Here is a 12150-nt window from a genome sequence, read left to right on the forward strand (position 1 = left end):
CACACCATGGCCCACCGCACCCCCGCGCCGCTGCGCGCCATCGGAACCCGGCTGCGGGCCCTGCTCGGCCTGGCCCTCCTCGTGGCCCTGGTCGGCGGCGTCCCCTACCTGCTCCTCAAGGTGGGCCACCAGCCGACCGAACTCTCCGACAGCTTCAACCTGATGCAACAGGACGACGGATCCCTGTTCCTGGTCGTCCTCACCTGCATCGGCTGGGCGGCCTGGGCCGCGTTCACCTTCTCTGTCCTGGTCGAGATCGTGGCCGTGCTGCGCCGCCGCTCCGCACCCCGCATCAAGGGACTGGGCGGTCTACAGTCCCTCGCCAGCTTCCTCATCGGCGCGATCGTGCTGCTCGCCCCCACCGCGGCGTCGGCAGCCACCGTGACACCCGCGGTCGCGGCGACCGCCGTACACACAGTGGGCGAGGCGAGCACCAGTGCGACGCCGAGCGGGCAGGCCTTTGCGGCCGCCGAGGAGACCGACTGGCCGCGCCACACCGTCTCATCCGCCTCGGAGTTGCCGTGGGACCTGGCCGAGGAATACCTCGGTGACGGGAAGAGGTGGAAAGACATCGCCGCCCTCAACCCTGAGATCCCCCAACTCGCCGCCGGCGACCAGTACCTGCCCAAGGGCGCGGTCATCAAGCTGCCCGCCGATGCCCGACCCGTTGCCCCCGCCACCAGCCCCACCCCGCAAGCCGCCAAGACCTCGGTCGCAGACGCTGACCCGGCCGCCACCACCCAGGCCCCTGAGCAGAACCAGACCGACGTCCAGGAAAAGGCCGACCAGGCCGCCGACTCCGCAACCAGTGAGGCCGACGAGGCCCGGCCCAAGAGCATCACGGTCAAGGAGGGCGACAGTCTCTGGTCCATCGCCGACACCTACGGCGACCCCACCCAGTGGCCGGACATCTACGAGGCCAACAAGGGTGAAGAAACACCGGACGGCGGCCGCTTCGACAACCCGAACCTCATCTACCTGGGCCAGGAACTGAACCTGCCTCAAGTCGGCGAGGCGCCGGACAACCCCGCCCCCTCCGACCAGGAGAGCGACGACAAGAAAGCACCTGACACCACAGACCAGACCCCTGACCAGGCGCCGGACAAGGACCATGACGAGCAGCAGGTGCCGCTGGCCGCGACGCCGACGCCATCGCGTACGGCCGAGCCGTCCGCCGACGGCAACAGCACCCCCGCCCCCACGCCGACGCCGAGCGACTCCGGCCGCGAGCGGGCGCCTGCCGCGCACCAGCAGGACGCCAGCGAGCTGGCACTCGCACCGGCCGCCCTGTGGATGGGGGCCGGCGCGCTCGCGGCTGCGCTGGTCGGCACACTGGCTACCCGCCGGATCCTGCAGCAGCGCCACCGCCGACCGGGCCGGCGCATCCCCATGCCCCGGGGCCGCGCCGCTGCGACCGAGCAGGGCCTGCGCACCGCACAACACCCCACAGGCTTCGACCTGCTTGGCACCGCACTGCGCTCCCTCGCCCTGAACCTCGCCTCCACTGAGCGGGAGCTGCCGGTCATTGAGGCGGTTGTCCTGCACGAGTCGAAGGTTGAGCTGCACCTGGCCGAGGACACCGCGCCGATGAAGCCATTCACCGCCGCGGCCGGTCGTAGGGATCTGTGGACCTGCGCCGCGAGCAGTCCGGACCTGGCCGACGAAGAGGCGCTGAAGGACGCGGACGCCCCCTACCCTGCCCTGGTCTCGATCGGCTGGGACGCGGCGGGCCGACTCGTCCTGGTCGACCTCGAGCACGTAGGCATCCTTCACCTGGCCGGCGACGCCGACTTCGCTCGCCACGTCCTGCAGGCCATCGCCGTGGAGCTCGCCAGCACCCCGTTGCCGGGCCACCTGGAAGTTACCGCCCTCGGCGATACAACACCTGGCCTGGACGACGCCGCGCCCGAACGAGTTGCCCGTATTGCGGACATCGCCGCAGCCACCACCGACATCGCCAGCCACACGGCCGACCAGCGCCGCGCCCTGGCCGCCGTCGGAGCGAGCAGTCTGCGGGCCGCGCGGCTCAGCGACGACGCCGGCGGCGCCTGGACCCCGCACATCCTCCTGGCCCAGGAGCTGCCCGACGACGACCATGTCAGGGCGCTCTTCGACACGCTTACCGAGAAGCCCCGATCCGCCGGCGCCGTCATCACGTGCCGCACCAACACCGAAACACCGGCCGAGGCATGGACGCTGGAGTGCCAGAGCCCCGACGGCACGATCATGCTGCCCGGCTCCAACCTGCCCATCAAACTGCAGGGCCTGAGCGACCCCCACTTCGCCGACGCCATCGAGCTGCTCACTCTCGCCGCGAGCGACAGCGACGTCCCCGCCCCCGACTGGCCCCGCACAGACCCGGACGACGACAACGCCGACGAAGACGCAGGCGCTCCCCGCGAGGAACCCGGCGAGGACGGCCTGCCCGCGGAGTACGCCGAACTCGAGCAGGAAGCCCTGGACGAAGGCGATGAAACTGGCGCCGGTGAATCCGCAGCAACCGTAGATCCGCAGGGCAAGAACGAAGCACCGGCTCCGGCTTCGTCGGTGGATCTGATCAACACGTACGCGGACGGGAACAGCCAGACTGAGGAAGTAGCGCCCACTGCTGGGCCCTCGCTCGCCGACGTGCTCGCCGCTGAAGACGCCGACCCCGACGCCGACCCCGACCCACACATCCCGACCGCGCCTTCGCCAGCACGCGGCAGCGCCGACGGCGCGCTCGCACTGGCCACGCCCTGCGCAGCTCCCGCTCCGCCGGCCGTCGACGACACGATCCCCGCGCCATCCGCGGAGCCCGAGCCGCCCCCACCCCCGGTCAGCGAACAGACCGCCGCAGACGGCCCGGCCGTGCTCGTCCTCGGCCCCATCAGCATTGAAGGCGCCACCGGGCGCATCGACTCCAACCGCGTACGCACCGCCACCGAACTGGTCACCTACCTCGCGCTCAACGCTGGTGTTGACCATCACGCCATCGACGACGCCCTCTGGCCCGGGCAGATCGTCAACAAGACCATGCGCAACGCCGTCATCAGCCGTGCCCGCTCGTGGCTTGGTAAGGACGCCGATGCCAAAGCCTACTTCCCGCGTGTGCAGGACACCGGTGACAGCCGGTACCGCCTCGGGCCAGCCGTCACCTGCGACTGGACCCGATTCCAGCGTCTCGCTCGCACCGGCCTGGCCCGCCACGATGAAGACGGCGATCTCGCCCTGCGCCGCGCGCTCGCGTTCGTCCGCGGCCGCCCCTTTACCGGCACCGACCCCCAGCGCTACGCGTGGGCCGAACCGGCGATCCAGGAGATGGTCTCGGCGATCGTGGACGTCGCACACGAACTATCCAGCCGCCGCTGCGACGCCGGCGACAGCACCGGCGCACTGTGGGCGGCCCGACAGGGCCTGCTTGCCGCCGAAGAGAGTGAGATGCTGCACCGGCAAATCTTCCTCGCCCACCACGCTGCCGGCGACATCGACGCCCTGCGCGAAGCCGCCGCCCGGCTCGCACGCATCAACGAGCAGCTGGGAGGCGGCGTCGACATGGAAGCGCAGACCGTCGAACTCCTGCGTAACCTGCTCCCTTGCAGCGTCACCCGGGCCACGTGAGGGGCGCCGAGACTACGGAAGCGGCTGCTCCGCCCGCGTGCCATCAGCATGGGAATGGGCGAACGCGCTACTCAAAGAAGAGATCGGCACCCGCCTCAGGCCCGACCGGGCCACCGCCCGCGCCGAGGTCTTCAACTTCATCGAGTCCTTCTACAACCGTCGCCGCCTGCGCAAGCACAAGGTCTTCGGCTACCTCACCCCAGCCGACCAGCTTTAGCGGCATCAGCACATCCTCGCGGCGTAGACATTGAGTGTCCCAATCACGGGGAAACTTCATAGCCGAGCTGGCAGGTGAACGGGACCGCGACGGCCGCCGCCTGGTCGTGCGCAACGGCTACTACCAGCCGCGGAAGGTCACCACGACGGCCAGCGTCATCGAGGTGCGGGCGCCGCGGGGCGGCAGGTGCGGCACCGCCCCGTGTGGGTGCTGTTCTACACCGCCTGCTCGTCGCCCGCAGCCGGGCGGGGACCGCCGAAGCCGTGGGCAGACAAGTCGAACCAGTTGCCCTCAGGGTCCATGGCGCGGTATTCGGCGAAGGGGCGGTTGGTGAAGCGCTCGGCGGGCTTCTCGGCTCCGGTGGCCACCAGGGCGGCCGATATCTCGGCCGTGTCAGTAACGTGGAAGCCGAAGTGGTTCATGCCCACTGGGGTTTCGCCGTCGAGCTGGTGCTTGATCAGGGCGAGGCTGAAGTAGCCGTCCGAGAGGAAACAGCTGCCGTCAGGGTCCCGGTGGAACAGCTGCATGTCGAAGATGCCGCTGTAGAACTCGGCCAGCTTCTCGGGGTCCCGGGCGACGATGGCCAGGTGCCGCAGCTTGGGCTTGGCCGGGGTGGACGCGTCGGACATGAAGATCTCCTTCGGTGCGATGGGGTGAGAGCGGGTGTGGTGAGGAACGGCGACCGGGGGGACGGCGGTCGGGAAAGGTCGCCGGGAAGGGGTGATCAGGAAGCCAGCGGGGTGGCTGGCCGCGGGGCGGGGATCATGTTGTGGAATGCGGTTATCAGCCAGGCGCCGTCGGACGCGGCCCGTTCCACCACGGCGAGGGCGTGCGTACTGGCAAGGATGGTGCCGTCGGCCGCGACGACGGCTGATTCGGCATTGACTGTGGCCAGGTCCGGACGCAGGTGGCGGATGGACCGGACGCGCGCGTCGAGCAGCGTGGCACGGAAGGCGGCGCGGAAGAGCTGGTCGTGGCCAGCGGCGATCCCGGCACGACCGGGCGGCTTTTCCCCGCGTACCGTGGTGAAGTCGCAGTCCTCGGCGAATACGGCCGCGAAGGCGTGGGCGTCACCCGCCGCCCAGCCCTGAGCCATGGCGTCCCAGAGGCTACAGATCCGCTCGTCGTCGGTGGCGGTCACCGGCCTCACACCCCCGCCACGACGTTGGTCCGAACCCGCAGCGGGAGTTCGGAGCATCGGGCCCCGGGGCCGCCCACCGCAGGTGGCGCCCAGGCGGCGAGGGCGTGAAAGATGACGTCGCCGCGGCGCTCCAGATAGCAGATGAGGTTGACGGGCCAGGCGGTGTTGACGAAGACGTGCTGGTCCATCGGGGTGGGGTGCTCGCTGAGGGTGAACCCTCGCTCGGCCGGCGGCCCTATACGGTGCCAGTCGGGGTGCATGTGAATGGACCCCAGGATCTCCAGGCCGTCGGCCTCCGCCTCTCTCGCGACCCTCAGCAGGTCCCGGGAGTCGATCCACCAGCCCCGCGTCTCGTTTTCGTACGCGGGTCCGAACCTGGGCACGATCGACTCGGCGAACTCGCGGCGCGCGGCCGGGTCGGCGTTACGGGCGTTGCAGGCGAAGGCGACACGCTCGACGGTGAACGTCGTGCCGTCGACCGATCCGAGCAGCAGGGCGAAGCACGGAATCGGTTCGTCCGGAGTGATGAGCTGGTATTTGCTGACAGCCGCGGCAAGGAACTCGTCGAGCGCCTTGTTCTCCATCAGAACGGTAGGGAGATCACACGATAACGCTCTGGACGTATACATGACAAAGTATTCCCGTGGGGGCGACGGTGACAACCGTGAACGGAACGCTGCTCGCGGACGGGCGCGGGTCTGACTCGCAGTGAGACTTGTGGCCGGACCCGCGCCCGGGTTGGGGTGCGACGGTATTGCGATTGAATGACCCAGATGCTTTCGGGAGGCAGCGAACTGATGGCCGCACCCGATATCCTTGATCACTCTTGTCTGCCGCGAACTGGTTTTTCCGCTAAATGAAGAGCCATGATATGGCGGCCACTTGGATAGAGCATTCAATGAGCGCACTTCGCAATGCCGTCGCTGCCGATGTGGTCAGAAGTCGAATTCCGTGAAACCTCCGTAGTCGTTGAAATACCTGGTGGCGATGGCCAGCCAGTTTCCCTTGACGCTTCTGTAGCCGACGGCTTCGTCGTGGGTCAGCCCAGACAGTGAGGTCGACGCACGTGCCGGGCTGGATGACGGTCGAGGAAACCCAACCTCGGTAGGGGAACTTGACGACTTCCCGGTAGCCCGTGTGGTTGCAGGACCGAAAATTGGTGATGCTGGCGTGAGCTGCGGGTGCCGACATCAGCACCGCTGCGAGAATGCCCGCGGCGGTGACGCCGAGCGTGGATTTGGTGCGAGTGCGCACGGTATTCAGTGTCTTCCGTGTCGGAGGAGACCCGACCGTGAGGTGGTCGGTCACCTCTATCGACGCATGGCATCGACGGAAGTTCATGCGAGTTTTCAGCCGTAGAAAAATGCGACGGTGCGAGTGTGGATATTTTGGAAACCTCTGGTTCATTGTGGGTAATGGGTTGCTCAGGTGCTACGGCGCTGGTGACGGTCGTCCGCGCGGCCGACAGCCGAGGGCACCGAAGGAGCTGCCGTCGGCTCCGCTACAGCCGGCGGAGAGCAGGGCAGAAGCGACGACGGCGGCACCTATGCGGGCGGTGGTGACTCCTCCCGCCCCTTCAGGGCGGGGAGGAGTCACGTAGAGCCGTGACGAGACGGCGCTACGGGCTGAAGCGGCGGCCTGGCGTGATACGGCGCACTCGCTCGAACCCATCGTCGAGCGGGTCCAGACCGCCAGATCACTGGCGGCAAACGCACTGTCCGGCGCCGGGAAGGATGCGGTCGATACGTTCCTGGCCCAGCTCGTCGGTGGCTGAGGTGTGGGAGAGGCCGACGCGGTGCTGCCGGTCCTCGTTGCGGCCGCCGAGTCCACAGCGGAGGCGCTGGAGGAGGAGGCCCTCCAGATCGAATTGCTGTGCATCGAGATCATCGGTGCCCTGGTGGTGCTGTTTCTGCAGCTCATCATCGACTCGGCGCTGTGGATGTTCGGCGGAGCGGCGAAGGCTGCGGAGGACATCGTGGCCACGAGGGTGCTGTGTCTGGTCTTCGTACGGCAGGCAGTCGCACACATGCTGACGCGCCTGGCCGAATCCGTTGTCGCGATGGTCGGCATGGCGCTGCTCGCCCAGATCCAACTCGGCGAGGGCCACAGGAAGTCTCTCGACGGTCATGAGCTGGGTGTGGCCGCTGTCAACGGTGCGGTGGGCGCGCCGGTGGGCTTCGGTATGGGGCTGATGGGTGGCGCAGCGGCGTGCGGCGCCGGCCCGCACGCCGGGGGAACCTCAATGCGTGACGTCATGCCCGGAGAGTAGAAGCTGTGCAGGCGGAGCTCTGCCTGCACAGCGAAGTTCACCCCTCGAGCCATCCGATCTGGCAGTGCTCCTCTCCTCCGCCGTCGTCCACGGCTGCCCCGCTCCCGATCTGGCCCGCGCCATCTGCGAGGCCGACGTCGAACGCGTCCTGGACCGGCTGCCGCATCTCACATTCGCTTGCCCGCGGAACCAACTGCACCGCCGTCCTGGCACCTTTCACTCCGGATGGGCGACTGCACCTGTCGCATTCACAGCGAATTGACTGCCACAGATCACCAAGAGGGCGAGGCTAAACCGTCTGGAGTGCGGCCGGTGTTCGTTGAGGGGCGATCGCCCGGTCATTGCTTGGAACTTGGCTGGAACTTGGCACGAACGGACTGCGCTTCCCAGTAAGGCCGGTAGGCACACTCCGTTGATCCACTCGGAGTGTGACTCGATACGAACGGGCATACGGAGGGAGTTGATCCTCTTGATCTCAAACCCGATAAGCTTCCCTGCGACGTGTCGAGTTGACGCGAACACACTCGGTCGTCTCGCGCTGCGTGCTCGACGCGTACGGCGCCTGCACACACCCCCTGTTCGATCGTTTGCTTCGAAGGATGCAGATGGAACTTGCCACTCCGCCCCCGGCGGCGCGGGCACCGGTCGCCCAGCACAGCTGGTGGCTGATGCCGCTCGCCTTAGGAGCCGGAACCGTCGCCGCCGCGGTCGCGGGCCCCGACCAGGTCCAGATACCCGCGACGTTCGCCGGCGCCGCAGCCACCGCGGCCAGCGCCGTCTGTGTGCGGCTCCTCGTCCGCGCCCAGTCCCAACTGCGCCGTACCAGCGCCGACTTCTGCACCTCGCAGGCCGAGCACTCCCGGCAGTGGGAGCAGCATGTGGCGGGCCAGGAGAGGAATTTCGCGGCCGAGCGCTCCGGCCTGAACGCGAAACTGAACGAACAGGCCAAGAGCTTCGAGGCTCGGATCGCCGAGCAGTCACAGGCCCACGAGACCGGCATCGCTGCGCAGACCCGGGTCTGGAAGGAGCAGCTCACCCTCCAGCTGGCCGTCGTCGGCAGGCTCGGGGACACGTATCTCCCCGACGCACTCAAGCAGCTGCGGGACGGCGAGGCCATCGACGACATCCTGCTGGAGGTCGGCCAGGAGACGGATGCCAGCCCGGAGCTACGCGCCGAGCTGCGCAAGGTCCTGCGGACCGCGCTGATCGGCGTGGAGGAGGAGTTCGATCGCTCCACTTCGGCCGAGCAGGCCGTGATCAGTATCGGCAGCCGGATCCACGTACTGACCAGCAAGCTGCGCGGCCGGCTGCACGAGATGCAGGGCGAGCACGGGCGGCTGCCCACGGTGGCCCAGGGCCTCATGGAGCTGGACCAGGAGATCGGCCCTGCCGACTGTCTCGCGGCCAGCATCGGCGTGCTCGGCGGTTCCGACCGGCCCGGACGCCAGTGGCAAGAGCCTCAGCGACTTCTCAGCGTCGTCCGTGGTGGCATCGGCCGCATCAAGGACTTCGATCGCGTCCAGGTCCGTCACCTGCCCGAACTCGGCGTCGACGGCGGTTTGGTGGACCACCTCACACTCATGTTCGCCCACCTCCTGGACAACGCGGCGCGATACTCACCGCCCACCGAGACCGTGGTCGTCTCCGGCAAGGAGGTCCCCAACGGCGTCGGCATTGAGATTCAGGATGCGGGCAAGGGCCTGAGCGAGGAGAAGAAGCGCGAGGCGGAGCAGTCCCTCGCGGGCACCTCCAAGGGCCCGGGCCTCGGCGGCATATCAGAGGACGCCAACCTGGGCCTGCGCGTGGTGGGCGCCCTGGCACGCCGCTACGGCATCCGGGTCACCTTCGCGGATTCGCCCTGGCTTGGCACCTCGGTGGTTGTGGTCGTACCGCACAAGTTCTTCAGCCAGTTGCCCGCCGTCGTCACCGAGCCGGCCCCGGGCGCCGTGGCCGCGTCGGCCCCCAAGCCCGTCCGGACCGCACCCGTGGAGACCACCGAAGCAGTGGACACCACTCCCGGCGGACTGCCCAGGCGCCGCAGCATACGGAACGACATCGCGGGACCGCAGCCCAGTCCCGCTGACCGCAGCAAGGAGAGTGTGGCCCCGGTGCCGCCCGACGCGTCCTTCACCGGCCTCGCCGCCTTTGCCACGGCCGGACGGGAAAGCGACCCACCGCGCGAGACCACCACGGACCGCGACCCGGCCACAGACGGCGAGACGACTGCCATACGCGCGTTCAACGAGCACCGCACTGAAGAGAGCGACTAGTCCCATGACGCAACAGGGAACCGATGTGAGCTGGGCGCTCCGCGACCTCACGGAGAGCATCAAGGAGATCCGCTTCGCCCTCGTGGCATCGAGCGACGGCAAGGCCATCACCTCCTATGGCGCCGAGGACCCCGACGACGTGGACCGGTTCGCCGCCGTGGTCGCGGGCCTGCAGGCGCTGGCCCAGCCAGTGGCCAAGCAATTCCCGCAGTACGCCGGGCAGCTGCGGCTCGCGATGATCGAGGTTGACGGCGGCCACCTATTCGTGGTGCGGGCCGGCGTGGAGACATACCTCGGAGTGCTTGCCAAAGAAGGCCTCGACCAGGGTCTTCTCGGTCACCAAATGAGGGATCTGGCCCGCAGGATGGGTGAGCTCCTCGGCACCACTCCGCGCCTGGACGAGCACTCTGGATGAGTGCTCCCCGCTGGCCCACGGACCCGTCCGGTCTCGAGCGCTACTACGTCCTCACCGGTGGCCGCAGCGGACCGGACGGTTCTGCGTCGAGTCTTGACGTAGCGACCCTCATCGTCACCCGGGCCGCAGCCGTCCCGGGCATGCAGCACGAGCACGAGGAGATACTCCGTCGCTGCCGCGATCCACTCTCGGTGGCCGAACTCGGCGCCCACCTCGGATTGCCCTTCAACATTCTCGCGGTGCTCCTGGCCGATCTGCTGGACGCAGGCCGCGTCGAAGCCCGCAATCCCATCCCGGCGTCAGGCGCCGGCCGCGGGCCCGACCTCGCGCTCCTTGAGGAGGTACTCAGTGGACTTCAAAGGCTTTGACCGTCCCGACCGGCCGGTCAGCGGCACCCGCTCGGTGAAGGTCATGATCGCCGGCGGTTTCGGCACCGGAAAAACCACCATGGTGCGCTCGGTCAGCGACATCAAGCCGCTCACCACCGAGGAGACGCTGACCCAAGCCAGTGCCGACGTCGACAACCTGATCGGCGTGGCGGACAAGACGGAGACCACCGTCAGCCTGGACTTCGGCAAGATCGGCATCAATAACGAACTGGTTCTCTACCTCTTCGGGACGCCGGGCCAGGAGCGGTTCTGGTTCCTGTGGAACGGCCTGTTCAAGGGCGCCCTCGGAGCGGTAGTCCTGGTGGACACCCGCCGCCTCGCCTCCAGCTTCCGGGCCATAGAAGAGATGGAGCGGCAGAACGTCCCCTTCGTCATCGCTCTGAACGTCTTCCCGGATTCCAAGGAACACCCCATCGAGGAAATCCGCGACGCCCTGGACATCTCCCCGCACACGCCGGTCGTGGCCTGCGACGCCCGAAACCGAGCATCCAGTCGCGACGTCCTCATCACGCTGATACATCACCTCAAGGAACGCTCTGCCGCCGCTCTGGAGCCCCGATGAACGACCAACCCAGAAACGGCCCCGCCGCCCCCCGCGGCTGCCCCGTCGCGCACGGCGCCGACGACCTCACCCGACTGTACCGGCCGGGCGACGCGGCACTCGACCCACACAGCATCTACGAACGGCTGCGCAAGGAGCACGGAGCCGTGGCGCCGGTACTCCTTGAGGGCGACGTCCCGGCCTGGGTGGTCCTCGGCTACCGCGAAAACCGGCGGGTACTCGACAACCCCCGCCAGTTCAGCCGGGATTCGCGCATTTGGCGGGACTGGAAGGAAGGACGCGTCGAGGCCACCTCGCCGCTGATCCCGATGCTGGGCTGGCGCCCCGACTGCGTATCCCAGGACGGCGAGCCGCACCGCAGGCTGCGCGGAGCGGTCACCGACAATCTGCAGACTCTCGCCGCTCGCGGCATCCGCCGCCATGTCACGCACTTCGCGAACAAGCAGATCGACGCCTTTGCCGACGACGGCAGCGCCGACCTGGTGGGCGACTACGCCGAATACCTGCCGATGCTTGTACTGACCAGACTGTTCGGGCTCCCGGCCGCCGAGGGACACAACCTCGCCGTCTCCTGCGCCCAGGTCATCAAGGGCGGTGAGGGAGCCCTCGCCCACAACGACCGCATCATGCACATTCTCGGGGAACTCGCCGAGCGCAAGCGCGTCGAGCCCGGCCCCGACTTCACCACCGGGCTGCTCAGACACCACGCCGACCTCGACGACGACGAGATCCTCAGCCATCTACGCCTGGTGCTGATCACCGCGCACACCACCACCAGCAACCTGCTGGCCCGGGTGCTGCAACTGATCCTCACCGACACCTCCCGCCTCGCGGGGCTCGTGAGCGGACAGCTCAACATCACCACGGTCGTCGAAGAGGTGATGTGGAACACTCCGCCGCTCGCCGTCCTCCCCGGGCGCTTCGCCACCGCTGACCTCGAACTCGCTGGTCACCACATCAAGGAGGGCGACCTGCTAGTGCTCGGGCTCACCGCCGGCAACCTCGACCCGGAGATCCGTCCCGACACCGGGGTCTCCATCCAGGGCAACCAGTCGCACCTCGCGTTCAGCGGCGGCGCGCACGAGTGTCCGGGCCAGAACATCGGCCAGGCCATCATCGAGACGGCCGTCGACGTCCTGGTCCACCGGCTGCCAGGACTGCGCCTCGCCGTGCCGGCCGACGAACTCACCTCGACCGCCTCCACCTGGGAGGCGCGCCTCGACAGTCTCCCGATCGAGTTCGCGGCACAAACCGCCGCGCTCTGACCAGCACAGACCACTGGTCTCT

The 12150-nt window shown here is 68.2% G+C and carries 11 protein-coding genes; 8 read left to right on the forward strand and 3 right to left on the reverse strand.

All coding sequences use genetic code 11. From position 1 onward, the window contains the following. The first annotated feature begins 6 nt into the window (after positions 1-6). Positions 7-3600 carry a LysM peptidoglycan-binding domain-containing protein gene (locus tag OG395_RS56050; RefSeq protein WP_327249897.1) on the forward strand — a complete coding sequence of 1198 codons (3594 nt, stop codon included), beginning with the start codon at positions 7-9 and terminating at the stop codon, positions 3598-3600. A 37-nt stretch (positions 3601-3637) separates the two neighbouring features. Further along, on the forward strand, positions 3638-3817 hold the full coding sequence (locus tag OG395_RS56055; protein ID WP_327249898.1) for a hypothetical protein: 180 nt from the start codon (positions 3638-3640) through the stop codon (positions 3815-3817). Positions 3818-4032: 215 nt separating this feature from the next. Here OG395_RS56055 and OG395_RS56060 read toward each other — a convergent pair whose 3' ends face one another. The 3 genes from OG395_RS56060 to OG395_RS56070 form a co-directional block, all read right to left on the reverse strand. Continuing rightward, entirely contained in the window at positions 4033-4446 is a 414-nt protein-coding gene (locus tag OG395_RS56060; protein ID WP_327249899.1) for a VOC family protein, read from the reverse strand. Between the two features lie 95 nt (positions 4447-4541). Further along, positions 4542-4958, reverse strand: coding sequence for an SgcJ/EcaC family oxidoreductase (locus OG395_RS56065; protein ID WP_327249900.1), 417 nt, complete (start codon positions 4956-4958; stop codon positions 4542-4544). Between the two features lie 5 nt (positions 4959-4963). Then, positions 4964-5542, reverse strand: coding sequence for a hypothetical protein (locus OG395_RS56070; protein ID WP_327249901.1), 579 nt, complete (start codon positions 5540-5542; stop codon positions 4964-4966). A gap of 1193 nt (positions 5543-6735) precedes the next feature. Here OG395_RS56070 and OG395_RS56075 point away from each other — a divergent pair. The 6 genes from OG395_RS56075 (at position 6736) to OG395_RS56100 (ending at position 12128) form a co-directional block, all read left to right on the forward strand. After that, on the forward strand, positions 6736-7227 hold the full coding sequence (locus tag OG395_RS56075) for a hypothetical protein (protein ID WP_327249902.1): 492 nt from the start codon (positions 6736-6738) through the stop codon (positions 7225-7227). Positions 7228-7832: 605 nt separating this feature from the next. Continuing rightward, positions 7833-9497, forward strand: coding sequence for a sensor histidine kinase (locus OG395_RS56080; RefSeq protein WP_327249903.1), 1665 nt, complete (start codon positions 7833-7835; stop codon positions 9495-9497). 4 nt (positions 9498-9501) lie between these two features. Then, positions 9502-9912, forward strand: a complete 411-nt coding sequence (locus tag OG395_RS56085) for a roadblock/LC7 domain-containing protein (protein ID WP_327249904.1) — start codon at positions 9502-9504, stop codon at positions 9910-9912. After that, complete coding sequence (locus OG395_RS56090) at positions 9909-10280, forward strand: DUF742 domain-containing protein (protein ID WP_327249905.1); 372 nt, start codon at positions 9909-9911, stop codon at positions 10278-10280. The genes OG395_RS56085 and OG395_RS56090 overlap by 4 nt, the downstream gene beginning before the upstream one ends. Then, the gene (locus OG395_RS56095; RefSeq protein WP_327249906.1) at positions 10261-10863 is read left to right on the forward strand and encodes a GTP-binding protein; all 603 of its coding nucleotides are present in this window, start codon (positions 10261-10263) and stop codon (positions 10861-10863) included. The genes OG395_RS56090 and OG395_RS56095 overlap by 20 nt, the downstream gene beginning before the upstream one ends. Next, the gene (locus OG395_RS56100) at positions 10860-12128 is read left to right on the forward strand and encodes a cytochrome P450 (RefSeq protein ID WP_327249907.1); all 1269 of its coding nucleotides are present in this window, start codon (positions 10860-10862) and stop codon (positions 12126-12128) included. The genes OG395_RS56095 and OG395_RS56100 overlap by 4 nt, the downstream gene beginning before the upstream one ends. The last annotated feature ends 22 nt before the right edge of the window (positions 12129-12150 follow it).

Origin of the sequence: Streptomyces sp. NBC_01320, from assembly GCF_035974375.1 — a bacterium.
In the GTDB taxonomy this organism is placed as follows: Bacteria; Actinomycetota; Actinomycetes; order Streptomycetales; family Streptomycetaceae; genus Streptomyces; species Streptomyces yanii.